Genomic DNA, 23,304 nt, shown 5'->3' on the forward strand with positions numbered 1-23,304 from the left:
TTTGTCCCAGTCACCGGCCGAGAACGTCCGATAATCGGACGGTGTTGTCCGCTAGTCGTAGCGTCCCGTAAGTTCTCTGTTCGTGTCAACGCAGGTGCCCCGGCTCTTCGCCGGGCTGGTCGACGACGCCGCCGTCTTCCCGCCCGGCAACGCCACGCTGCCCGACGCGGTCGCCGCGCACCGCCGGCACCGCAATGCCTGGTACGCCCCGCTGGTCGGCCCCCTGCTGCTGCCCGCCTCCGCCCTGCCCGGCCTGCCGGCCCTGCTCGACGGCGACGAACGGCTCGACGTCGGCGTGATCGGCGACGTACCCGTCGAGGAGCTGTACCCGCTGTGCGACCGCACCGACCCCCGGATCCGGATCCGGCAGGTCGAGATGGCGGTGGCCAAACGGGGCGAGGACCCGCTGCCCGGGCTCGCCGCGCTCGCCGCCCTTCCCACCCGGCTGGCCGACGCCGACGTCTACGCCGAGGTCCCGCTCACCTGGGGGCTGCTCGGCGCGCTCGACCGGCTGGCCGACGAACGGGCCGCCGGCAAGCGGATCGCGGCCAAGTTCCGCACCGGCGGGCTGGCCGCCGAACTCTTCCCCACCCCGGTCGAGCTGGCCGCGGTGATCGGCGCCTGCCGGGACCGGGAACTGCCGTTCAAGCTCACCGCCGGACTGCACCACGCGATCCGGCACATCGACCCGGAGACGGGCTTCACCCACCACGGCTTCGTCAACATCCTCGCCGCCACCGCCGTGGCCTGTTCCGGCGCCGAGGTGGCCGTGGTGGCCGAGACGCTGGCCGCGACCGACCCGCTGCCGCTGGTCGAGGCGGCCCGGTCCCGGCGCGACGAGCACCGTCCACTCTGGATCGGCTTCGGCTCGTGCAGCGTGATGGATCCGCTGATCGACCTGGTCCGGCTGGGACTGGTGAACGGAGGCTTCGAGTCGTGACAGTTGGGGGAGACGCGTGACCTGGGTGGCGGAGGCGGCCGGATCGGCGTACGGGGTGCACAACCTGCCGTACGGGGTCTTCCGGTCGGCGGGGCGGGCGCCCCGGATCGGCGTACGGATCGCGGATCTGGTCCTGGACCTCGACGGCGCGGAGGCGGCCGGGCTGGTACTCGCCGGCGGCGCGCTGCGGCAGCCGACCCTGAACGCGTTCCTGACGCTCGGCCGGGCGCAGTGGAGCACCGTCCGGACCCGGATCGTGGAGCTGCTGACCGAGGAGGAGCACCGGGCGGCGGTGACCCCGCTGCTGATCCCGCTCGACCGGGTCGAGCTGGTGCTGCCCTTCGAGGTCGCCGACTACGTCGACTTCTACTCCTCAGAGCACCACGCGAGCAACGTCGGGAAGATCTTCCGGCCGGACGGGCAGGCGCTGCTGCCGAACTGGCGACACCTGCCGGTCGGCTACCACGGCCGGGCCGGCACGGTGGTGGTCTCCGGTACCCCGGTGGTCCGCCCGATGGGCCAGCGCACCACCCCCGACGGTCCGGTGTACGGGCCGTCGACCCGGCTGGACATCGAGGCCGAGGTCGGTTTCGTGGTCGGCGTACCGTCGCCGCTCGGCGAGCGGGTCGGGGTGGACGACTTCGCCGCGCACGTCTTCGGGGTGGTACTGCTCAACGACTGGTCGGCCCGGGACATCCAGGCGTGGGAATACCAGCCGCTCGGACCCTTCCTCGGCAAGTCGTTCTGCACCTCCGTCTCGCCCTGGGTGGTGCCGCTGGAGGCGCTGGCCGACGCCTGGGTGCCGGCCCCGGAGCAGGAGCCGGCGGTCCTCGACTACCTGCGGGACGTACCGCACCTGGGGCTGGACCTGCGGCTGACGGTGGACTGGAACGGCACCCGGGTCAGCGAGCCGCCCTTCGCCGGGATGTACTGGACGCCGGCCCAGCAGCTCGCGCACCTGACGGTGAACGGGGCGGCGCTGCGTACGGGCGATCTCTACGCCTCGGGCACCGTCTCCGGGCCGCTCCGGGAGCAGGTCGGCTCGTTCCTCGAACTGACCTGGGGCGGCAAGGAGCCGGTGACGCTCTCCGACGGCTCGACCCGGACCTTCCTGTCCGACGGCGACACGGTCGGCATCGGCGCCACCGCGCCCGGGCCGGACGGCACCACGGTCGGCCTCGGCGAGGTCGTCGGGACGATCGCCCCGGCCCGCTCGGACTGACGCCCTTCAGCCCAGCGCACGCACCGCCGGTCCCCGGTCGGCGTTCAGCCGGCTCTCTGCCGGTTGGTCGGACGAAGTGTGCGATTGACCGGCCGGGACGAGTAACAGGATTGCTCATCGCGCGTTGAGTTACCCGGATGGGGACAAACCCGTCATCAATGGTGATTCACCTTGAAAGGGTACAAAGATGTTCAACGCGGAAGTTGCCCGCTGGCGCAAGAGCAGCCGTTCCAACGACCAGGGACTCTGCATCGAAGTGGCCGACAACCTGCCCGGCGTGGTCGGCGTGCGCGACTCGAAGGACCCGGACCCGGTGCTGGCGTTCGAGCCGGCCAGTTGGGCGGCGTTCGTGACCGCGACCAGGACAGGCGCGTTCGGAAGCTGATCGACACCGCGCGGTTCCGACACTGCCGGGACCGCGCGGTCACGGGGGAACCCTCGCCCCGCCCCGGTGCCAGGCGGGGCGAGGCACGCAGACCGGCTCCGGTTCCGCCCGCGCCGGGCTGTCACGTTCTGATCACTCTGCGGCGGTCCGCGCTGTGCTCTGCCCCTCCCGCCCCGTACCGTGGAGGTCGGGGAGGTGCCCATGTCGACGGTGGCGTTCAGCCGACTGATCGAGGCGCCCGCCGACGAACTGTGGCGGGTCTTCACCGACCTGCCCGCCCGCCCCCGATGGCTCTGCCAGGTCGACGAGGTCGAGGTGCTGCACCCGGCCGGGCTCCCGACCGGTGGCGGATTCGGGGTCGGCGCCGTCTGGCGGGAGAGCCGGACCGGTCCGGACGGCACCGTGATGGCCGAGGAGTTCGCCGTCCAGGAGGCGACACCGCCCCGGCGACTCGTGGTCAGCTCGACCGGCAACGGGGTGGACTACCTGACGACGTACACCTTCGTTCCGGTGTCGGCGCGGCGGCCCGGCCCGGATCGGACGGTGGTGACGGTCAGCCACCAGGGCGTGCCGACGGCCCGGTACGGCCGGCTGCTGGCGGTGATCTTCGGTGGGCTCGCCGCCCGGGCCGGCGAGGGTGCGCTCCGCCGTGACCTGGCCGACCTCGCCACCGTCACCGAGCCGGACCGTCGCGGCCCCGCCGTCGCCGCCTGATCCTCCGCGCCGCCAGCCGTCGCGTCCCTGATCCCCGGCGCCGCGAGCTGTCGCGTCCCTGATCCTCCGCGCCGCGAACCGTCGCCGCGGCAAGCCCGAGCCGCGACCCCAGCCGAGTCGATCACCGTTCCGGCGACTCCGGCCTGCCCAGGTGCGCGCCCGGCCGGGCACCGGATCGTGCACCTGCCAGGCGGCGGACACCCGGCGGTCGATAGGGTTCGGGCGGAGGTGTCCGGGCATGGCAACGCCGAACGGCGCGCGAAACTGGTTGCGGACGGCGGTCGCCATCGCGGTGGCGGTGCTGCTCGTGGTCGGATCCGCCGTGATCGTGCACCGGGTGCTGGGGCCGGCCGAGGTGGTCACCCCGGCCCGGGCCGACTATCCGGCTCCGGTGGCCGTCCGGCCCGGCGTGGTCGGCACCCTGAACGCGGCACCGTTGATCGTCGACGACCGGATCCGGGTCTACGCCACCACCCGACAGATCCGGGCCGACCGGCCGGTCGACGCACCTACCCGGCGTACGCCGTACTGGTCGTACCGGCGCTGGCCGGCCCAGGTGGCGGGGCTGGTGGCCGACGGCGGCACGGTGGTGACCCGCTGGTCGGACGGCGAGCTGGTGGCGCTGGACGCGCGTACCGGCACCGTGCGCTGGCGGGCCACCGGACCGAGCCCCGGGCACGGCTACCTCGGCCGGCGCACCGGAGCCGCCACCGTCTACGCCCCGACCGGCCTGAACACCGCCCGTAGCTCGGCCGGCCGGCCCGTACTGGTGGTCGGCGGGACCGCCGACCGGCGCGGGATCGACCTCGACTCCGGCCGGGAACTGTGGCGCCTCGCCGCCGATCCGGCCTGCTCCGACGGCGGTCCGGACGACGAGGCCGCCGCCGGCGCGGGGCAGGGGCTGACCACCACCGACGGGTTCTTCGCCGTCCTCGACACCTGCGCCGGTTCCCGGGAGATCGAGTTCCACGACGTGGCCACCGGCAGCCTCGCCGGTCGCTGGCGCCCCGCCGACTCCGGTGAGCCGGTGCAGCTCAGCCCGGTCGGCTGCGCGGCCGGCCGGTCCGGCTGCCGGGCCCTGCGTACGGTCAGCGCCGGGGTGACCCGGGGCTGGCTGGTCGAGGGCGCCCGGCCGGTACCGGCCCCGGCCCTGGACCCGCCCGAGGCCGTACTGGTCGACGGGGTCGCGGTGGCGCCGGCCGGTACCGGGCTGGTGGCCCGATCGGTGCGCGGCAATGCCGAGGTGTGGCGCTGGTCCGAGGCGGGGCAGGCCCGGTTGGTTGCCGCCCAACCGGGTCGGGTGCACCTGCGTACCGCCGGAGGTGACCTGGTCACCCTCGACGCCGCGACCGGGGCGGAAAGGTCCCGTTTCCCGTTCACCTACGGGCGGGACTCGACCAGCTGGTCGCCCGGATTCGCCTACGCCGCCAGCGGCTTCGTCGCCGTGGAGCGGCTGGCCGAGCCGGTCGACCCGGCCGCCGGGGACGACCGCTACTACCTGGCCGCCCAGCCGGTCATCCTGGCCGGCACCTGACCCGGCCGGCTCCGGCTCCGACCGGGCCGGCTCCGGCTCCGACCGGGCCAGTTCGGCTCCGACCCGGCCGGTTCCGGCTACGACCCGGTCTGCGCGCCGGCGCCGCGACGGCGGTGTGCCCGGCGGGCGACGACGAAGAGTCCGCCGGTCACGACCAGGCCGGCTGCCAGCGAACTTCCGAGAATGCCCCACGGGGTGCGCAGCGGCCCGAAGAGGGTACTCGGCTCGCCCACCTCACCCGGATCGGGGAAGCTGATCCTGCCGGTGCCGGTCTGTCGCACGGTGCCGCTCTGTAGCGCTATGTCGATTTTCCAGGGGCCGTTCGGCAGTTCCCGGGGGAACCGTACGCCGACGGTGCCCGCCGTGCCGGGTCCGAGCGTCGTACCCTCGATCACGTCGAACGGGCCGGCCCGCGTCCCGGCGGGACCCTCGGAGAGCGACACGGTTCCACCCAGGTCCAGCGCCCGCCCACCGGTGTTCTGCACCGCGATGCTGACCGACGGTACGCCGTGGGCGTCCCGGGCCGGCACCACCTCGCCGATCGTGAAACTGGACGGTGGCTCGCCGCCGACACCGATGTCGAGGTAGACCCGTACGCCCACCCGGTGGATCTGGTTGACGTTGGCCGACTTCTTCGGCGGGGACTTCGTCGAGGCCCAGATGACGGCGTACCGCTCGCCCTTGGCGGCCGGCGGTGGCACGTCCAGAGTGGCCCGGACCCGGGTCTGCCCCCGGGGTGGGAGGTCCACCCGGTCCTTGTCCAGGGAGATCCAGGAGCTCAGGTCGTTCTGGGTCCGGCCCTCGCCGAACCGGAACCGGCCCTCCTCCAGGGTGGCCGCCGCGGCGTACAGGTCGATCCGCTGGTCGCGGGCGGTCTTGTTCACCACCAGCAACTGCCGCCGGATCAGGGTGCCCGGCGGGAGGTGGTCCACGATGTAGCGCAGCGCGCGTGGGTCGCCACGGCGGTCCGCCGGCGCCTCCAGCAGCTGGATCCCGATGCTCTCCGCGTCGGGATCCCGCGCCGCCGCGCCGGCCTGGGTGGGAGGCAGGCCCGGGCCGACGAGACAGATCAGGAGCAGCGGTGTCCAGGCCGCCGGGCGCCCCCGGTGGCTAGGCCACCGAATGCGTCACCGTCCCGGTGTAGACGCCGGCCTCGGCATCGAGCGGAACGTTGATGGACAGGCCCGGGTTCCAGGTCGCCGAGTTGTTGCCGGTACCGCCGACGTGGGTGAACGCCACGAGCGGCGTGGTGCTGTCCAGCGGTTCCCGGTCGGCGAAGGTGGGTTGGCCGGGCGTGAACGTGCCGTTGCCGGTGGAGCTGATCAGAGGCCCGGACCAGTAGTCCACCTCGGAGAAGAGGATGGTCTGGCTCGGCGAACCGGTGCCGGTGGTGAAGACTGTCGACGTCACCGTCGCTACCCAGGAGGCGTCCGCCGAGGCCCGGGCGTCGGTGACGGTGACCGGGCCGAGCGAACCGGTGATCGCGGTGCCCGGTGCGCCGGAGCCCAGGTCGGCTGCGGCCGGGGCCTCGATGTCCAGGGTGCCGGCGACGACCTCGAAGGTGACGACGGTGGTATCGGACGGCGCCGCCACGGCGGGCGCGGCGGCGAGTCCCACCGCGGCCGTGGCGGCCATCCCGATCATGAGCATTCTGGCAAGTCGCACGGGCGGTACCTCACGTTTCTCGAATGTGGCCGGTGATCTCGGGAGCCGGAGCAGCCCTGCCACCCATTCGAGAAGATAGAGCGTATCGCCCTATTTGTGCGTTAAAAGGCTGTAATTACCATTACCTTCATGTTATCGCTGGTTGGCGAGCTGGTCCGCGACCGCCAGGAAGGCGTCGTTCTCCGCCGGGGTACCGATGGTGACGCGTACGCCTTCGCCGGCGAAGGGCCGGACGATGATCCCGCGCGCCTCACACGCCTGCGCGAACGGCACCGACCGGTCCCCGAGCGGCAACCAGACGAAGTTCGACTGGCTCTCCGGCACCGTCGCCCCGGCCGGCCCGCCCGGCAGCCGCTTGCGCAGCGCCTCGGTGACCCGGTCCCGCTCGGCCACCACCAGCGCGCAGCGCCGCCGCACCTCGTCGGCCTGGGCGAGCGCGGCGAGCGCCCCCGCCTGGGCGGCCAGGCTGGTGGAGAACGGGGTGACCACCTTGCGTACCGCCGCCGCCACCTCCGGATGCCCGACCAGGAAACCGATCCGCAGCCCGGCCAGCCCCCACGCCTTGGAGAAGGTCCGCAACACCACCACGTTCGGCCGGTCGCCGTAGGTCGCCAGGCCGTCCGGCACCTCCGGGTCGGTGACGAACTCCCGGTACGCCTCGTCGAGCACCACCAGCACGTCGTCCGGCACCGCGGCGAGGAACCGGTCCAGCTCCGCGCGCCGCAGACTCGTCCCGGTCGGATTGTTCGGGTTGCAGACCAGGATCAGCCGGGTCCGGTCGGTCACCGCCGCCGCCATCGCGGCCAGGTCGTGCCCGTGGCCGGCGTCGTTGGGCACCCGCACGCTGGTCGCGCCGCTGGTCGCCACAATGATCGGGTACGCCTCGAAGGAGCGCCACGAGTAGACGACCTCGTCCCCGGGCAGGCAGGTCGCCCGGACCAGGTGCTCGGCCAGCGCCACCGACCCGCAGCCGGTGGCGATCCGGTCCGGGTCCACGCCGTGGCGTTCGGCGAGCGCGGCCCGCAGCGCCAGTACGCCCATGTCGGGGTACCGGTGCGCGCCGGCGACCGCCTCGGCGACCGCCTCGACCACCCCGGGCAGCGGCCCGTACGGCACCTCGTTGCTGGCCAGCTTGATCGCTTCCGGCAGCCCCAGCTCGCGGGCCAGGTCGGCCGGGCTGCGCCCGGGCACGTAGTTCGGCAGCGCGTCGAGATCGGCGCGGGTCAGTCGGGGAGTCCCGGGCCGCCGGTCGGGGCCGGGGGTGGAACTGGTCGGACCGGTCATGACGCGGGACCTCCCGTGTGATCGTGCGGGGTGCCGGTGGGCTCGGCCGGGGAACGGGCCGAGGAGGTCGACCGCACCACCACGGTCTGACCCCGCTTGTCGTGCAGGGACTGCCGCAGCGGCCGGTCGAAGAACGCGAGCGCGCAGTCGACGAGCTGGATCAGGAAGCCGATGCCGCAGCAGCTCCAGAGGAAGACCGGCAGGCCGAGCATGTTCCACCGCCGGAAGGAGCGGCCGAAGCCCAACTGCTCCGTCTCGGCCAGCGGTACGACCTTGATCCCCATCACCCGCTTGCCGATGGTCTGCCCGGTGTTTGCCACCGACGGCACCTCGTAGGCGAACCAGAGCGCGACCGCGATCAGCAGGATGACCACCTGTAGGCCGTCGGCCTGTGGGCTCACCTGGGGCAGCCCCTCGGTGGTCGACTCGCCGGCCAGGGCACGCCGCCAGATCTCCCGGGTGACCGGCTCGACCTCCTGCACGAAACGCCAGACGAACCAGCCGTTGACCACCACGTTGAGCAGCAGCACCAGGCTGATGTCGATCAGCCGGGCGAGCACCCGGGCGCCGAGCGGGGCCAGCTCCAGCCCGTGCGGCCGGGGCGGCGGCGCGGCCCAGTACGGATGCGGCCAGCCCGGCGGCGGCTGCCCGTACGGCGGCATCCCCGGCGGCGGCCCGTACGGCTGCCCCGCCGGACCCGCACCGGGCCAGCCCGGCGGGGCGGGTGGTCCGGAGGCCGGTGGTCCGCTCGGTGGCGCGCCGCTGACCGGGGGCGCCCCACCCTGCGGCGGACCGCTGACCGGTGGCCCGGCCCAGGGCGGTCCTCCCCACGGTGCGGCCGGGCCGCCGGGCGCCCCGGCCGGGGGCGGCGTCGCCGGTGAGCTGGGCGCGGCGGGTGAACCCGGGGCGCCGGCACCGCTGGACGGCGCGGGGGCCGGCTCGGGCTCCTCGGCCGGCGGCGGGCCGGGCGGCGGAGTGGCGTCGACGGGCAGCGGCGCGCCCACCCAGCCCTCGCCGTCCCAGTACCGCTGGGTGGTCGGCTCGGCGGGGTCGGCGTACCAGCCCGGCTGCACCGTCACCGGAACGACCTTGGTTGAGTCCTGACGTTCACGCTGGAACCTTAACCACCACGGTCCGGGCGAACTTGTCGTGGAGGCACTGCTGGTACGGCTTGTCCCAGAGCTGCCAGAGCCCGTCGACGTAGGCCAGCCCGGGAACCAGCCCACTGCCGGCCTGCACCAGGAAGCGCCGGGCCAGCGGCGTCCGGCCGATCGAGGCGGTCGGATCCAACGGGATGATCTTCAGTTTCATCACCCGCTTGCCGATGGTCTGCCCGGTCCGTTTCGGCAGTTCCACGTGGTAGACGTACTGGAGGGCGAGCGCGACCACGAGCAGGCCGGCCTCCACCAGCAGCAGCGGCAGCAGCAGGTCGAACGGGTTCATCTCGATCGTGCTGGCGTCCGGGTCGGGGACGGTGAAGAAGTCCGCACCCACCGTGGCGAAGAAGACGACGAAGACGGGGATCGCGATCACCATCACCGTGCCGCCGAGGATCGCCCCGTCGATCAGGTACGCCAGCAGCCGGTCGCCGAACGAGGCGAGCGGCTGGCCGGAGGGGCTGACCGGCGGCGGTGCCACCTGGTAACCGGGCATCGGAGGGTAGCCGGGCCGGCCCGGAGGGTAGCCGGGCGGGCCGTAGCCGGGCGGCGGAGCGTACCCCTGCGGGGGCGGCCCCGGACTGCCCGGCTGCGGCCCGTGGCCGGGCTGCCGGGGGTGCGGCGCGAAACCGCCGGGCGGCGGCATGGACGGAGGCTGCGAAGTCACGCCGGACAGTGTTACAGGTTTCCGCGCGCCTCTTGTTCCCGCTCGATGGCCTCGAAGAGCGCCTTGAAGTTGCCCTTGCCGAAACCGAGGGACCCGTGCCGCTCGATCAGCTCGAAGAAGACCGTCGGCCGGTCCTGCACCGGCTTGGTGAAGATCTGCAACAGGTAGCCGTCCTCGTCCCGGTCGACCAGGATCTTCCGGGCCTTCAGCTCCTCGATCGGGGCGCGTACCTGGCCGATCCGGGCCCGCAGCTCCGGGTCGTCGTAGTACGAGTCCGGGGTGTCCAGGAACTCGACTCCGGCCGCCCGCATCGCGTCGACGCTGGCCAGGATGTCGTTGGTGGCCAGCGCGATGTGCTGGGCGCCCGGCCCGCCGTAGAACTCCAGGTACTCGTCGATCTGCGACTTGCGGCGGGCCACCGCCGGCTCGTTCAGCGGGAACTTGACCTTGCGGGTGCCGTTCGCCACCACCTTCGACATCAGCGCCGAGTAGTCGGTGGCGATGTCGTCGCCGATGAACTCGGCCATGTTGGTGAAGCCCATGACCCGGCGGTAGAAGTCCACCCACTCGTCCATCCGGCCCAGCTCCACGTTGCCGACCACGTGGTCGACGGCCTGGAAGAACCGCTTCGGCTGCACACCTGCGTCGATCATCGGCTGCCGGTCCACGATCGGCCCCTGCGCGACGAAGCCGGGCAGGAACGGGCCGTGGTAGCGCGACCGGTCGACCAGCGAGTGCCGGGTGTCGCCGTAGGTGGCGATGGTGGCGACCCGGACCGTCCCGTGTTCGTCGGTCACGTCGTACGGGGCGGTCAGGCCGGTGGCGCCCTGCGCCATGGCGTGCGCGTACGCCGCGTCCACGTCCGGCACCGCCAGTGCGATGTCGAGTACGCCGTCGCCGTGCCGGGCCACGTGGTCGGCGTCCGGGGCGTCCGGGCGGACCGCGCCGGTGAAGACGAACCGGGCCGAGCCGCTGGTCAGCACGTACTCGGCGTGCTCCCGGTGCCCCTGCTCCGGCCCCCGGTAGGCCACCCGGGTCATCCCGAACGCCGTCGAGTAGTAGTGCGCGGTCTGCTTCGCGTTGCCGACCATGAACCGGATGTGGTCGATGCCCTGCACCGGGAAGGGGTCGGTGGCGTCGTCGTGCGCGACGGCCCCGACGAGCCGGTCGACGTCGAGGTCGAGGTCGGAAGCCGATCCGGCGGTGGACGGCTGGTGGAGTGCGCTGGTCATCGTCCTGCCTCCCTGCGGGTGCCGCGACCGGCCGGCGGTCCGGCCCGTCTTTCCCGGAGCATCCCGCTCCGGCGCCGGCTGGGCAACCGATCCGCAAAATGCTGGGCAGGTTGTGCATTTAGTATGGTCAACGACCGTGACTACTGTGCAAGCTGTCCAGCTCGACCCGCTCGACGTCAGACTGATCGACCTGCTCGCGGCCGAACCCCGGATCGGCGTCCTGGAGTGCTCCCGCCGGCTCCAGGTGGCCCGGGGCACCGTGCAGGCCCGGCTGGACAAGCTGCTGGCCCGGGGCGTGATCGCAGGTCTCGGGCCGCAGCTCGATCCGGCGGCGCTCGGCTTCGCGGTGACCTCCTTCGTCACGCTGGAGATCAACCAGCGGCCCGGCCACGACCCGGTGACCGCACACCTGCGCGGCATCCCCGAGGTACTGGAGGCGCACACCATCACCGGCTCCGGCGACGTGCTCTGCCGGATCGTCGCCCGGTCCAACACCGACCTGCAACGGGTGCTGGACCAGATCGTCTCGCACGAGCAGATCGCCCGGGCCTCCAGCATCATCGCGCTGGCGGAGAAGATCCCCTACCGGGTACTGCCGCTGCTCCGCTCGGCCGTGGACGCCGGGCCGGAGGGCGGGGCCTCGGCGGCGAGCGCGTCGCCGAGCGCGGTGCGCTCGTAGCGGACCGACCGGCCGAGCCGGGTCCGGGTGACCAGTCCGGCGTCCCGGAGCACCGCCAGGTGCCCGCCGACGCTGCCCAGCCCGCTGTCGAGCTGGGCGACGAGCTGACTCGTCGTGGCAGGGACGGCCAGGGCCCGCAGCACCGCCGCCCGGGAGGCGCCGACCAGCCGGTCCACCGCGTCCGGGGTACGGCCGGGCGGGGGCGGGCCGAGCAGGTCGGCGACGCCCCGGGCGGGATAGACGATCGCGTACGGCCAGGGCGGCTCGGTATAGCTGATCAGCGGACCGAAGGCGGTGGGTACGAAGAGCAGTCCCCGGCCGGCGAGTTCCCGGCTGCCCCGGCCGGTGCAGTCGACCTCGATCACCCCGTTCGCCCCGTCCGAGATCCAGCGCAGCCGGGGGTCGAGGTCGGCGAGCGCGGCGGCCCAGCCGTACGTGCCGAGCTGACCGGCCCGGCGCAGCAGGTCCCGTTCCAGCACCGCCCGCAGCCGTGGCCAGTCCGGCGCCACCAGCGTGGTCCAGGCCGCCTCGATCGCGCCGGCGATCCGGTCCACCACGTCCGGTGCCTCGAAGATCCGCCGCGCGTACTCCGGTGGGCTCCGGTGCCCGGCCAGGTTGCGGGCCAACTCCTCACGGGCCTGCCCCAGCGGGGTGGCCCGGATGACGGCCAGCTCGTCGGCGAAGCTCAGCCCGACCCCGGACGGCGGCGGCTGCACGAAGTCGGCGTTGTAGCCGTCCCGGCGCAGCAGCGTCAACAGCGCACCGACGGCCGGCGAGTCCCGCCGCAACCGCAGGTAGCGGTCCCGGGCCCGGGCCACCCAGGGGTCCAGCGCCGCCGACCGGTACTGGCCGGCGCAGAGCCGCAACGCCGACATCGCCTCGCCGAGCGGGGAGATGGCGAACCGGCTGGCCGCCACGTCGGCCGAGGTCACCTCGATCCGGATGGTCAGGGAGGACTCCTTCCGCCGCCGCCTCGCGGGTGCGCCCGATCGCCGCCGAACCGGCGGGTGCCGGCACCTTTCGCTCCTGTCCGAAACCCTAGTGCCGGGAGGCGGTGCCGCGCACGCTGGCCCGATGAGTACCGCGACGGGACCGGCCGAGGGCCGGGCGGGCAGGACGGGACCGGACGACGGACCGGCGCGGACCGGTACGCCGGGTCCGGACGGCCGGGCGGCGACCTTCGGCAGCGTGCTGGCGGTACCCGAGTTCCGGGCGCTCTACGCGAGCTTCGGCGTCTTCATGGTCGGCGAGACGGTGAAGATGCTCGCCCTCGCCGTACTCGTCTACGACCGGACCGGGTCGGCGCTGCTCGCCGCGCTGGCGTACGTGGTCGGCTTCCTGCCGCACGCGATCGGTGGCGTACTGCTGCTCGCCCTCGCCGACCGGTGGCGGCCCCGGGCCCTGATGGTCGGCTACGACCTGCTGCGGCTCGGCGCCGTCGCGGTACTCGCGCTCGGCCTGCTGCCGCCGGCCGGCATGCTCGGGCTGGTCTTCGCGGTCGGGCTGCTCGCCCCGGTGAGTACCGCCGCCCGCAACGCGCTGCTGCCGGAACTGCTGGCCGGGGACGGTTACGTGCTCGGCCGCTCGCTCTTCACCGTCGCGGCCGGCGCCACCCAGGTGCTCGGGTTCGCCCTCGGCGGCCTGCTGCTCGGCCTGGTCGGCCCGTACGGCGCGCTCTGGCTGACCGTCCTCACCTGCGCGGTCTCCGCCCTGCTGGTCCGGTACGGCGTGGCCGAGCGGCCGCGCCGGGCGGCGGCGCACGGCGTGGTCCGGCAGACCTGGCAGGTCAACCGGCTGCTGCTGCGCGACCGGCGGGTCCGGGGACTGCTGCTGGTGCACTGGCTGCCCGGCTCGCTGCTGGTCGGCGCCGAGGGCGTGATCGTGCCGTACGCCGACGACCTCGGTCCGGGGGCGAGCGCCGGGGTGCTCTTCGCGGCGTCCGCGTCCGGCATGCTCCTCGGCGACCTGGTGGTCGGGCGGTGGGTCGCGCCGGCCCGGCGGGAGCGGCTGGCCCCGTGGCTGGCGCTGCTGCTCGGCGCGCCGATGCTGGGCTTCGCCGCCGGGCCGGGGCTGACCGCCGCCGCCGCGCTGTTCGGGCTGGCCACCTTCGGCTTCGCGTTCCAGCTCGGGCTGGCCCGGCGGTTCCTGGCGGCGGTGCCGCAACAGCGCCGGGGGCAGGCGTTCGGGCTGCTGAGTACCGGCCTGATGACCACGCAGGGGCTGACGGCCGGGTTCGCCGGGCTGCTCGCCGAGTGGCTCGCGCCGGGCCGGGTGATGGCACTCGCCGGAGTCGCCTCGATGGCCGCGACCCTGCTGCTGTGGCGCTGGCTGCGCCCGGAGCCCGCCGAGCGGACCGCCGACGCCGGGACCTCCGCCCACTGCCACGAGTCCTGATCATCGGTCGAGGCTGCGGTGCTTCGCCAGGACCACCTGCCCGGGTTTCCGGACCTGTGGTCGGTGCGGATCCGAGGGACCGTGGTCGGTCGGCCCGGCGCGTTCACGGTGGTGCTCTGCTCGTTCTGGGTCAAGGAGACCGAGCACAGGGTCGTCTGCGACAACTTCTCGACCCTGGGTTATCCGGTCTGAGAGCCCCGTCGCCGGCTGCGGGATCCCGGAACGCGAGGACCCTGCGACCGGATTTTCCGACACGGACATAACGCCCTAGCGGCACTTGCCCGACGGTCTCGTCTACGGTAACCGGATGGCGAAGGGGAGCGCCCGGAGCGCGGGCGTGATGTCCGCCCTGGCCATCGCGCTGATCGCGGTGATCGTGCTCGCCGCGACCAACGTCTGGAATCCCTTCCCCGGGGTCTGGGACTGGGTCAACCGCGACGAGCCGATCTCCGAACCGGACGTCGTCTGGCAGCAGCGGATCGGCGGTACGCCGCAGAGCGTCACCATCGCCGGCAACACCGTGGTGATCCGCTACCGCACCCGGGTCGAGTCCCGCAGCCTCGCCACCGGGCTGCGACTGTGGGAACGCAAGGCCGACTGGGCCGCCGTCGCGGGTGGCGACCGTGACCCCGTCGTCGCCGTCGGCAAGCTGCTGAGCAAGGGCTACGAACTGCTCGACCCCGAGACCGGCGCGGTACGCCGCAAGGACAGCGCCGCGGTCGGTGTCTGGACGTACCGCAACGCCGTGGTCGACGTACGCTGCCGGGAGCCCCGGGACTGCACACTGACCGCCTGGGATCCCCGGGGCAGCAATCCGATCTGGACGACCTTCCTGCCCGGGGTGGAGACCGGTCCGCTGGCCGGCAACCCGGAAACCCTCGGCACCCGGCGGCTGACCACCCGGCAGGTGCACGAGGGGGCCGGTGGCCCGGCGGAGATGCCGCCGCTGCTCGGCCTCTCCGTCGACGGCCGGGTACACATCGTGGACACCGCCACCGGCCGGGTGATGCAGGACGTGAAGCCGGGCCAGCAGGACCGGATCGTGGTGGTCGGCGGCCGGATGCTGCGGATCGAGGCCCGCGCCGCCGACGGGACCTGCTACTTCACGGTGGTGGCCCGGGATCCGGCGACCGGGCAGGAGGTGTGGCGCCGGGACGGGCTCAACCTGCGTACCGCCGACGGCGCCGGCTGCGCGCAGCGGGAGGATCCGCAGGGCGGGGAGAACGTCTTCGTCGGCGTCGGGCCGGACGCCCGGGAAACGGTCGTCGACGCGTACGACGGCCGGGTGCTCTGGACCGGCCCCAAAGGTGAGAAGCTGCTCGCCGTCGACGACCGGTACGCGCTCTCCCGCTCCGCCGACCAGCGCTCGGTGATCGGCAGCGAACTCGCCATCGACCGGGCCCGGTGGACCCGGCCGGTCAACTCGGAGGGCGGTGCCGCGCTCGCCCGGAACGCCGCCCTGCTGATCGACCGGCGACCGAACCGGATCATCGCGCTCGACCCGCGCAGCGGGCGCGAGCTGGTCAACGTCCGCTCCTCGGCCGAGGTACTCGCGGTGGGCCCGGCCGGAATGGTGATCGGCGACGGCCGGGACATCGGCTACCTCCAGTTCACCGGGGTCTCGACCGGCGGCCCGGCACCCACCGCCGGCCCGGGCGGCCAGGAACCCGAACCCGGCATCGAGTGCGGCGGCCCGAAGCAGCCGGAGTGTCCACCGGAGAACGGCAAGGACGGCTGACGCCGCTGTCGCACCGGCACCCGGATGAGAGCGGCGTCGCAGGTCGACCCGGCGGGTGGGCCGGCCCCGGTCGGCTGGCCTAGGCTTGCCGGCTATGAGCAGTGGCGCGCCGTTCTCGTACTCCCCCCTGTTGCCCGTCGGCGCCGACCAGACCGAATACCGACTGGTCACCGACGAGGGCGTCGACGTGGTCCACGGGCCGGGCGGCCGCCGTTTCCTGACCGTGGAGCCCTCGGCGCTGACCGCGCTGACCGCCGAGGCGATGCACGACATCGCGCACTACCTGCGGCCGGCGCACCTCGCCCAGTTGCGGGCCATCATCGACGACCCGGCCGCGTCGCCGAACGACCGCTTCGTCGCGCTGGACCTGCTGCGCAACGCCAACATCGCCGCCGGGGGCGTACTGCCGATGTGTCAGGACACCGGCACGGCGATCGTGATGGGCAAGCGGGGCCGGCACGTGTTGACGGACGGGTCCGACGACGAGGCGGTGTCCCGGGGGGTCTATCAGGCGTACACCCGGCTCAACCTGCGGTACTCGCAACTCGCCCCGCTCACCACCTGGGAGGAGAAGAACACCGGGAGCAACCTGCCGGCCCAGGTGGAGATCTACGCCGAGGACCCGGACGGGCACCCGGACGCGTACAAGTTTCTCTTCATGGCCAAGGGCGGCGGCTCGGCGAACAAGTCCTACCTCTACCAGGAGACCAAGGCACTGCTCAACCCGACGCGGATGATGCAGTTCCTGGAGGAGAAGCTGCGGCTGATCGGCACCTCGGCCTGCCCGCCCTACCACCTGGCCGTGGTGATCGGCGGCACCTCCGCGGAGTACGCCCTGAAGACCGCGAAGCTGGCCTCCGCCAAATACCTGGACAACCTGCCCACCCAGGGCTCGATGCTGGCGCACGGCTTCCGCGACCTGGAGCTGGAGGCCGAGGTGCTGGAGCTGACCCGGCAGTTCGGGATCGGCGCGCAGTTCGGCGGGCGCTACTTCTGTCACGACGTACGCGTGGTCCGGCTGCCCCGGCACGGCGCCTCCTGCCCGGTCGCGATCGCGGTCTCCTGCTCCGCCGACCGGCAGGCGATGGGCAAGATCACCCCGTCCGGGGTCTGGCTGGAACGGCTGGAGACCGACCCCGCCCGGTTCCTGCCGGACGTCACCGACGCCCAGCTCGACCAGGGCGCCGAGGTGGTCCGGGTCGACCTCAACCGGCCGATGGACGAGATCCGGGCCGAGCTGTCGAAATATCCGGTGAAGACCCGGCTCTCCCTGACCGGCCCGCTGGTGGTCGCCCGGGACATCGCACACGCCAAGATCGCCGAGCGGCTGGACGCGGGCGAGCCGATGCCGCAGTACCTGCGCGACCACGCCGTCTACTACGCCGGGCCGGCGAAGACCCCCGAGGGGTACGCCTCCGGCTCGTTCGGCCCGACCACCGCCGGCCGGATGGACGCGTACGTGCAGAAGTTCCAGGCAGCCGGCGGCTCGCAGGTGATGCTGGCCAAGGGCAACCGGTCCGGCCAGGTGACCCGCTCCTGCCACGAGCACGGCGGGTTCTACCTCGGCTCCATCGGCGGCCCGGCGGCCCGGCTGGCACAGGACTGCATCAAGCACGTCGAGGTACTGGAATATCCGGAACTCGGCATGGAGGCGGTCTGGAAGATCGAGGTGGTGGACTTCCCGGCCTTCATCGTCGTCGACGACAAGGGCAACGACTTCTTCGCCGAGGTGACCAAGCCAGTACTCACCGTAGGCCGCCGCTGACCGGTGCCGCGCCCCGCGCCCGCTGTCGAGGATCACGCGACCCTCACGGAAAGAGTGGCTGGGCCGAGCCTGGCCGGCACTCCTGCAGGGAAGTAGCGCGAACCTCGCCGAGGTGACCAAATCGGCGTTGGCCGTCGGGCGACGCTGACCGACGGGCGACGCTGGTGCGCTGTTCAGCCGGTGTGCGACAGGGCGCTGGTGCGGACCAGCACCTGCCGCTCGGGACCGGCGCTGCCGTCCCCGCGCAGCTCCACGCCGCGCAGGGACAGCCACTCGAGCCGTGGATACCGGCCGAGATCCGCGCCGACCCGGGTGACCCGGAGGACGAGCGGGCCGGTTCCGTAGCAGTAGTCGGATTCGGCGAATTGCAACACGTCCCCGGCGGCCGGCACCGGCCGGGGCCGCTCGGCTCTTGCAGAGGCGTCCATTTCCTGGCGTCTCCTCAGGTGTGGATGGCGGCGAAACCGCTGCTCCGACACGGTGCGTCCGTCGCCCCCACGGGCCGGCGGGCGCACCGCCCCCGTCGATGTGTCTCACCTGGTGTCGTGCGTCCCACCGCACAGTGTGGGTGGTGGCGCTCTCGTTCCACTGCCAGGCCGCTATCAAGTCGATTCTGCTGCGCGTGATTGTCGGGTTACTCTGCTGCCGGACGTGACCTCGGTCAGGAGCTGGCGCATGCGGTTCGGGATCCTTGGGCCGCTTCAGGTGAGCGGCGGTGAGTCGACGGTGACCGCCGGCCGGGACAGGGTGGTCCTGGCGGTGCTACTCCTGCATGCCCCGCAGGTGGTACCGGTCGACGAACTGGTCGACGCGGTGTGGGACGCGGACCCGCCGGTCACCGCGCGGGGACAGTTGCAGACCTGCGTCTCCCGGCTGCGCCGGCTCTTCGTCGCCGCCGGAGTGCCCGGCGAGACGATCGTCACCGGACCCGCCGGCTACCGCATCGTGCTCGGGCCGGACGACCTGGACGCGCACCTCTTCGAGCGGCTGGTCGCCGCAGCCCGCAGCGCCGCCGCCGAGCAGCACTGGCCGGAGGCGCGGGAGGGCTACCGGTCCGCCCTCGCGCTCTGGCGCGGTCCGGCGCTCGCCGGGATCACCGGTACGGCCGTCCGCCGGGGCGCCGCCTCCCTCGACGAGCAGCGCATGCTGGCGATGGAGGACAGCTTCGAGATCGAGCTGCGGCTCGGCGGCCGCAGCGGCGACCTGGTCGCCGAACTGACCGACCTGGTGGAACGCCACCCGCTGCGGGAACGGCTCCGGGGCCAACTGATGCTGGCGCTCGCCGACAGCGGCCGCCGGGCCGAGGCGCTCGCGGTGTTCCGGGCCGGCCGGGAGATCCTCGCCGGTGAGCTGGGCATCGAGCCCGGGTCGGCGCTGCGGGAGATCCACCGACGGGTACTCGCCGGCGAGGTCGGGCCGACCGAGGAGGAGCCCCCACCCCGGTCGCCGGTACGCGCCCTGCCCCGGGCCATCGAGGACTTCACGGGCCGGCACGAGACCATCACCCGGCTGCGTAAGGAGATCGAGGAGGCGGGGCCGAACTTCTCCGCCGTCTACGTCATCGACGGCATGCCGGGCAGCGGCAAGACGGCGCTGGCCGTACACCTGGCGACGGCGCTCGGCGCCGCGTACCCGGACGCGCACCTCTTCGTCGACCTGCACGGGCACAGCCCGCACAGCCCGCTGCCGACGAGCACGGCGGTCGGCACGCTGCTGCGGCAACTCGGGGTACCCGGGGAGCGGATCCCGGCCGACCTCGACGACCGGCTGGCGCTGTGGCGTACCGAGCTGGCCACCCGGCGGGCCCTGCTAGTGCTGGACAACGCGGCCAGCACCGCCCAGGTCGGGCCGCTGCTGCCGGCCGCACCCGGCTGCCTCACGGTGGTGACGAGCCGGCGCCGGCTGGTGGGGCTGGACGGGGTACGCGCGCAGTCGCTGACGGTGCTGGAGCCGGTCGAGGCGGTCGACCTGCTGGCCCGGATCGTCGGCCCGGAACGGGTCCGGGCCGAACCGGCGGCGGCCGAGGAGGTGGTCCGGCGCTGCGGGTACCTGCCGCTGGCCATCCGGCTGGCCGGTGCCCGGCTCGCCCACCGGGCACGGTGGAGGGTGGCGGACCTCGCCCAGCGGCTCGGCGACCCGGACCGTCCGGTACTGGCCGAGTTCGCCGTCGAGCACCGGACCCTGGCGGACGCCTTCGGGCTGTCGTACGCCCAGTTGCCGGAGCCGGTGCAGCGGACGTTCCGGCTGCTCGGTGCGCACCCCGGTGTGCAACTCGACCAGTACGCCTGTGCCGCGCTGACCGAGCTGCCGCTCGGGGCGGCCCGGGAACACCTCGACGAGCTGGTCGACGCACACCTGGTGGACGAGGTGGACGCCGGGCGGTTCCGGCTGCACGACCTCATCCGGGAGTACGCCGCCGAACTGGTCACCGTGGTCGGCGGCGAGTCCGAGCGGCGGCAGGCGTTGCAGGGGCTGCTCGACTACTACCTGCACACCGCCGCCTCGGTGAGCCAGGTGCTCGAACCGACCGGAAACCTGCGGATGGCCGTACCCGGACAACCCGCCCGCCCCGACCTGGTCGCCGCCGCGGCCCGGGACGGGCGGGACTGGCTGGAGGCGGAGCGGCGCAACCTGGTCGCGCTGGTCCAGTTGGCGGTGCAGGAGGGGCTGCACCGGTACGCCTGGCAGCTCGCCCGGGCCAACTGGCGGCAGCTCTATCTCGGCGGCCACCTGGACGAGCTGATCCAGACGCACACCGACGGGCTGCGGGCGGCGGAGGCGCTCGGCGACGACGCGGGGATCGCCATCATGCACAACTACCTCACCTCGGCGTACTTCCGACGCGGCGAGTTCCAGCGCTCTGTCGAGTCGCTGCGGGTGGTCATCGCGATCTGGGAGCGGCTGGGTGACATCGCCGGGCGGTCGGTGGCGACGGTGAACCTCGGCCTGCCGTTGATGATGCTCGGCCGGACCCGGGAGGCGGTGCACTACCTCGAACTCGGGCTGGAGCTGGCCCGGCAGACACCGGGCTGGCACGCGATGCCGAACGCGCTGACCAACCTGGCCAGCGTCTACCTGACCGTCGGCCGCTACTCCTGCGCGCTGCGGGTGCTGCGGAACCGGCTCTTCATGGCCCGCCAGGTCGGCAAGATCGCCATGGTGGCGGACACCCTCGGCTCGATCGGCGGGGTCTACGGGCGGCTGGGCCAGCGCGACCGGGCGCTGCGGCACATGTCCGTGGCGCTGCGCGTCCAGCAGGCCCGGGGGAACCCGTTCGCCGTCGCGGACCTGCTCAACGAGATCGGCAGCATCGAGCGGCAGTGCGGCCGGCCGGAGGTGGCGGTGCAGCGGCACCGGGAGGCGCTGGCCGCGATGCGGGACGCCGGGGACCGGGCGGGCGAGTGCGCGGCCCGGAACCTGCTCGGCCGGGCCCTGCTCGATCTCGGTGACACCGCCGCCGCCCTGGACCTGCACCGGCAGGCGCTGCTCGGCGCGACGAAGATCCAACTGCCGTACGAGCAGGCCCGGGCGTTGGACGGGCTCGCCTGCTGCCTGCGGGAAAGCGATGCGGCGGCCGCCCGGTCGTACTGGACCCGCGCGCTGGCCCTGCTGGTCCAGATCGACTCTCCGGACCAGCACGACGTACGGCGGCGGCTGGGGGAGCTGGGCTGAGCCGTCCGGCCCGCCGGCCCCGGGCGGTTCCGGTGCCCGGATCGGTGACGGCGATCATCTGCGAGCCGGCCCGGGTCGAGGCAGGATGGAACGCGTGACCACACCAGAGGCGGCCGGCTACCGGATCGAACGCGACACGATGGGCGAGGTGGAGGTGCCCGTCGACGCGCTGTGGCGGGCCCAGACGCAGCGCGCGGTGCAGAACTTCCCGATCTCCGGACGGGGGCTCGAATCGGCCCACATCCGGGCACTGGCCCAGATCAAGGGTGCCGCCGCGATGGTCAACGCCGAGCTGGGGGTGATCGACGAGGCCGTCGCCGGGGCGATCGTCACCGCGGCCGCGCACGTCGCCGACGGCGGCTACGACGACGAGTTCCCGATCGACGTTTTCCAGACCGGCTCCGGCACCTCGTCGAACATGAACGCGAACGAGGTGATCGCCACGCTGGCCGCCCGCGAACTGGGCCGCGAGGTGCACCCGAACGACGACGTGAACGCCGCCCAGTCCAGCAACGACGTCTTCCCCTCCTCCATCCACCTGGCCGCCACCCACGCCGTGGTGCACGACCTGCTGCCGGCGCTGCGGCACCTCCAGTTCGCGCTGGAGTCCAAGGTGGACGAGTTCGCCGAGGTGGTGAAGGCGGGGCGGACCCACCTGATGGACGCCACCCCGGTGACGCTGGGCCAGGAGTTCTCCGGCTACGCCACCCAGCTCCAGTACGGCATCGAGCGGCTGGAGAGCTGCCTGCCCCGGCTCGCCGAACTGCCGCTCGGCGGTACCGCCGTCGGCACCGGGATCAACACCCCGGCCGGCTTCGCCCCGAAGGTGATCGAGAAACTGCGCGAGATGACCGGGCTGCCGCTGACCGAGGCGCGCAACCACTTCGAGGCGCAGGGCGCCCGGGACGGCCTGGTCGAGGCCTCCGGTCAGCTCCGTACCGTCGCGGTCGGCCTCTACAAGATCTCTAACGACATCCGCTGGATGGGTTCCGGCCCCCGGGCCGGGCTGCGCGAGTTGCAGATCCCCGACCTGCAACCCGGTTCGTCGATCATGCCCGGCAAGGTCAACCCGGTGGTCTGCGAGGCGGTCCGGCAGGTCTGCGCCCAGGTGATCGGCAACGACGCCACCGTCGCCTTCGCCGGGTCGCAGGGCGACTTCGAGCTGAACGTGATGCTGCCGGTGCTGGCCCGCAACGTACTGGAGTCGATCCGGCTGCTCGCCAACGTCAGCCGGCTGCTCGCCGACCGCTGCGTGGTCGGCCTGGTCGCGAACGTCGACGTGGCGCTCGCGTACGCCGAGGGGTCGCCGTCGGTGGTCACCCCGCTCAACCGCTACCTCGGTTACGACGAGGCGGCCTCGATCGCCAAGGAGGCGCTGGCCAAGGAGCTGTCGATCCGCGAGGTGGTGCTCGCCCGGGGGCACGTCGAGGCGGGCCGGCTCACCGCCGAGCAGCTCGACGAGTCGCTGGACGTACTCCGGATGACCCACCCCTGACGTTCCCGGCCCGGCGCCGCCTACCCTCGTACCCGTGGGCGTGCGCACTGTCGTCTTCGACGCGGACGAGACCCTGCTGGACCTGCGGCCGGCGGTGACCGGCGCGCTGGTGGCCGTACTGGCCGAGATGCGGCGGCTCACCCCGGCGGCCCGGGCCGTCACCCTGGCGGAGATCGAGGGGGACTGGGACGCCGTCTTCGCCGAGCACGCCGCCGAGCCGGTGACCCGGATCCGCCGGGCCGCGCTGGCCCGGTCACTGGCCCGGGCCGGCCTCACCGCCGAGCTGGAGCCGATCGCCGAGCTGTATTTCGCCCGGCGGTTCGCGCTGACCCGCCCCTTCTCCGACAGCCTGCCGGCGCTCGCCGTGCTGCGCCGGTCGTACACGCTCGGCTTCGCCACCAACGGCAACAGCCGGGCGGACCGGTGCGGGCTGGCCGCCGAGTTCGCCTTCGAGATCTACGCGCACGTCGCGGGCGTACCGAAGAAGCCCGCACCGGAGTTCTACGCCGCGGTAGTGGCGGCGGCCGGGGTGCCGCCGTCCTCGGTGGTGCACGTCGGCGACTCGCCGGGCAAGGACGTCGAGGCGGCCCAGGCGGCCGGCCTGCGCGCCGTCTGGCTCAACCGGGCCGCCCGCCCCCGCCCGCCCGGGCTGCGCCCCGACGCGGAGATCCGCTCCCTCGCCGAGCTGCCCGCGGTGCTCGAGCGCTGGTAGGGGGCGACTGCCCGGAAAGAGTGGCGCCCCGAGCTGGCCGGTACCGCTT

Annotated in this window: 20 protein-coding genes and 1 pseudogene; 13 read left to right on the plus strand and 8 right to left on the minus strand. The window is 73.2% G+C overall.

Annotation, left to right across the window (positions count from 1 at the left end; genetic code table 11):
- Positions 1-82: 82 nt before the first annotated feature.
- The 5 genes from V1634_RS11960 to V1634_RS11980 all read left to right on the plus strand — a co-directional run bounded on the left by V1634_RS11960 (position 83) and on the right by V1634_RS11980 (position 4,795).
- Positions 83-940 carry a hypothetical protein gene (locus V1634_RS11960; RefSeq protein ID WP_331207823.1) on the plus strand — a complete coding sequence of 286 codons (858 nt, stop codon included), beginning with the start codon at positions 83-85 and terminating at the stop codon, positions 938-940.
- A gap of 16 nt (positions 941-956) precedes the next feature.
- Complete coding sequence (gene fahA, locus V1634_RS11965) at positions 957-2,162, plus strand: fumarylacetoacetase (RefSeq protein ID WP_331207825.1); 1,206 nt, start codon at positions 957-959, stop codon at positions 2,160-2,162.
- 187 nt (positions 2,163-2,349) lie between these two features.
- Positions 2,350-2,547 (plus strand): DUF397 domain-containing protein, encoded by a 198-nt coding sequence (locus tag V1634_RS11970; protein ID WP_331207826.1) that lies wholly within the window; start codon positions 2,350-2,352, stop codon positions 2,545-2,547.
- 201 nt (positions 2,548-2,748) lie between these two features.
- Positions 2,749-3,261 carry an SRPBCC family protein gene (locus V1634_RS11975; protein WP_331207827.1) on the plus strand — a complete coding sequence of 171 codons (513 nt, stop codon included), beginning with the start codon at positions 2,749-2,751 and terminating at the stop codon, positions 3,259-3,261.
- A 238-nt stretch (positions 3,262-3,499) separates the two neighbouring features.
- Positions 3,500-4,795 (plus strand): outer membrane protein assembly factor BamB family protein, encoded by a 1,296-nt coding sequence (locus V1634_RS11980; protein ID WP_331207828.1) that lies wholly within the window; start codon positions 3,500-3,502, stop codon positions 4,793-4,795.
- Between the two features lie 77 nt (positions 4,796-4,872).
- Here the strand turns inward: V1634_RS11980 and V1634_RS11985 are convergent, their stop codons facing one another.
- The 6 genes and pseudogenes from V1634_RS11985 to hppD all read right to left on the minus strand — a co-directional run bounded on the left by V1634_RS11985 (position 4,873) and on the right by hppD (position 10,800).
- Positions 4,873-5,727 carry a hypothetical protein gene (locus tag V1634_RS11985; RefSeq protein WP_331207829.1) on the minus strand — a complete coding sequence of 285 codons (855 nt, stop codon included), beginning with the start codon at positions 5,725-5,727 and terminating at the stop codon, positions 4,873-4,875.
- Between the two features lie 178 nt (positions 5,728-5,905).
- Complete coding sequence (locus V1634_RS11990; protein WP_331207830.1) at positions 5,906-6,460, minus strand: hypothetical protein; 555 nt, start codon at positions 6,458-6,460, stop codon at positions 5,906-5,908.
- 132 nt (positions 6,461-6,592) lie between these two features.
- Positions 6,593-7,744, minus strand: a complete 1,152-nt coding sequence (hisC, locus tag V1634_RS11995; RefSeq protein ID WP_331207831.1) for a histidinol-phosphate transaminase — start codon at positions 7,742-7,744, stop codon at positions 6,593-6,595.
- Positions 7,745-7,766: 22 nt separating this feature from the next.
- A pseudogene (locus V1634_RS12000) lies at positions 7,767-8,823 on the minus strand (RDD family protein); the annotation flags it as partial.
- A 28-nt stretch (positions 8,824-8,851) separates the two neighbouring features.
- Entirely contained in the window at positions 8,852-9,397 is a 546-nt protein-coding gene (locus tag V1634_RS12005) for an RDD family protein (RefSeq protein ID WP_331207833.1), read from the minus strand.
- A 182-nt stretch (positions 9,398-9,579) separates the two neighbouring features.
- Positions 9,580-10,800, minus strand: a complete 1,221-nt coding sequence (hppD, locus tag V1634_RS12010) for a 4-hydroxyphenylpyruvate dioxygenase (protein WP_331207834.1) — start codon at positions 10,798-10,800, stop codon at positions 9,580-9,582.
- 136 nt (positions 10,801-10,936) lie between these two features.
- On the opposite strand from hppD, the gene V1634_RS12015 reads away from it, so the two are divergent.
- Entirely contained in the window at positions 10,937-11,479 is a 543-nt protein-coding gene (locus V1634_RS12015; RefSeq protein WP_331207835.1) for an Lrp/AsnC family transcriptional regulator, read from the plus strand.
- On the opposite strand, the gene V1634_RS12020 is transcribed toward V1634_RS12015, so the two are convergent.
- Positions 11,383-12,423, minus strand: coding sequence for an ArsR/SmtB family transcription factor (locus V1634_RS12020; protein WP_331207888.1), 1,041 nt, complete (start codon positions 12,421-12,423; stop codon positions 11,383-11,385). The genes V1634_RS12015 and V1634_RS12020 overlap by 97 nt on opposite strands.
- Positions 12,424-12,553: 130 nt before the next feature.
- Here V1634_RS12020 and V1634_RS12025 point away from each other — a divergent pair, with 130 nt between their 5' ends.
- From V1634_RS12025 to V1634_RS12040, 4 genes are all read left to right on the plus strand, one after another.
- On the plus strand, positions 12,554-13,873 hold the full coding sequence (locus tag V1634_RS12025; protein ID WP_331207836.1) for an MFS transporter: 1,320 nt from the start codon (positions 12,554-12,556) through the stop codon (positions 13,871-13,873).
- Between the two features lie 18 nt (positions 13,874-13,891).
- Positions 13,892-14,065: a hypothetical protein gene (locus V1634_RS12030; protein ID WP_331207837.1), complete on the plus strand. Its 174-nt coding sequence runs from the start codon at positions 13,892-13,894 to the stop codon at positions 14,063-14,065.
- A gap of 115 nt (positions 14,066-14,180) precedes the next feature.
- On the plus strand, positions 14,181-15,611 hold the full coding sequence (locus V1634_RS12035) for an outer membrane protein assembly factor BamB family protein (RefSeq protein ID WP_331207838.1): 1,431 nt from the start codon (positions 14,181-14,183) through the stop codon (positions 15,609-15,611).
- 94 nt (positions 15,612-15,705) lie between these two features.
- Positions 15,706-17,376 (plus strand): fumarate hydratase, encoded by a 1,671-nt coding sequence (locus tag V1634_RS12040; RefSeq protein WP_331207839.1) that lies wholly within the window; start codon positions 15,706-15,708, stop codon positions 17,374-17,376.
- Between the two features lie 173 nt (positions 17,377-17,549).
- On the opposite strand, the gene V1634_RS12045 is transcribed toward V1634_RS12040, so the two are convergent.
- Positions 17,550-17,804, minus strand: coding sequence for a hypothetical protein (locus tag V1634_RS12045; RefSeq protein ID WP_331207840.1), 255 nt, complete (start codon positions 17,802-17,804; stop codon positions 17,550-17,552).
- Positions 17,805-18,051: 247 nt separating this feature from the next.
- On the opposite strand from V1634_RS12045, the gene V1634_RS12050 reads away from it, so the two are divergent.
- From V1634_RS12050 to V1634_RS12060, 3 genes are all read left to right on the plus strand, one after another.
- Entirely contained in the window at positions 18,052-21,048 is a 2,997-nt protein-coding gene (locus V1634_RS12050; protein WP_331207841.1) for an AfsR/SARP family transcriptional regulator, read from the plus strand.
- Positions 21,049-21,142: 94 nt separating this feature from the next.
- The gene (locus V1634_RS12055; RefSeq protein WP_407951763.1) at positions 21,143-22,543 is read left to right on the plus strand and encodes a class II fumarate hydratase; all 1,401 of its coding nucleotides are present in this window, start codon (positions 21,143-21,145) and stop codon (positions 22,541-22,543) included.
- 34 nt (positions 22,544-22,577) lie between these two features.
- Positions 22,578-23,255, plus strand: coding sequence for an HAD family hydrolase (locus V1634_RS12060; protein WP_331207843.1), 678 nt, complete (start codon positions 22,578-22,580; stop codon positions 23,253-23,255).
- Positions 23,256-23,304 lie beyond the last annotated feature (49 nt).

This window comes from Plantactinospora veratri (assembly GCF_036421995.1).
In the GTDB taxonomy this organism is placed as follows: domain Bacteria; phylum Actinomycetota; class Actinomycetes; order Mycobacteriales; family Micromonosporaceae; genus Plantactinospora; species Plantactinospora veratri.

Bases quoted from the DNA above. Each gene is read 5' to 3' on its own strand.
- V1634_RS11970 (WP_331207826.1), top strand. From the start codon at position 2,350: ATGTTCAACGCGGAAGTTGCCCGCTGGCGCAAGAGCAGCCGTTCCAAC.
- V1634_RS11975 (WP_331207827.1), top strand. From the start codon at position 2,749: ATGTCGACGGTGGCGTTCAGCCGACTGATCGAGGCGCCCGCCGACGAA.
- V1634_RS11980 (WP_331207828.1), top strand. From the start codon at position 3,500: ATGGCAACGCCGAACGGCGCGCGAAACTGGTTGCGGACGGCGGTCGCC.
- hisC (WP_331207831.1), bottom strand. From the start codon at position 7,744: ATGACCGGTCCGACCAGTTCCACCCCCGGCCCCGACCGGCGGCCCGGG.
- V1634_RS12005 (WP_331207833.1), bottom strand. From the start codon at position 9,397: ATGCCCGGTTACCAGGTGGCACCGCCGCCGGTCAGCCCCTCCGGCCAG.
- hppD (WP_331207834.1), bottom strand. From the start codon at position 10,800: ATGACCAGCGCACTCCACCAGCCGTCCACCGCCGGATCGGCTTCCGAC.
- V1634_RS12025 (WP_331207836.1), top strand. From the start codon at position 12,554: ATGAGTACCGCGACGGGACCGGCCGAGGGCCGGGCGGGCAGGACGGGA.
- V1634_RS12035 (WP_331207838.1), top strand. From the start codon at position 14,181: ATGGCGAAGGGGAGCGCCCGGAGCGCGGGCGTGATGTCCGCCCTGGCC.
- V1634_RS12040 (WP_331207839.1), top strand. From the start codon at position 15,706: ATGAGCAGTGGCGCGCCGTTCTCGTACTCCCCCCTGTTGCCCGTCGGC.
- V1634_RS12045 (WP_331207840.1), bottom strand. From the start codon at position 17,804: ATGGACGCCTCTGCAAGAGCCGAGCGGCCCCGGCCGGTGCCGGCCGCC.
- V1634_RS12050 (WP_331207841.1), top strand. From the start codon at position 18,052: ATGCGGTTCGGGATCCTTGGGCCGCTTCAGGTGAGCGGCGGTGAGTCG.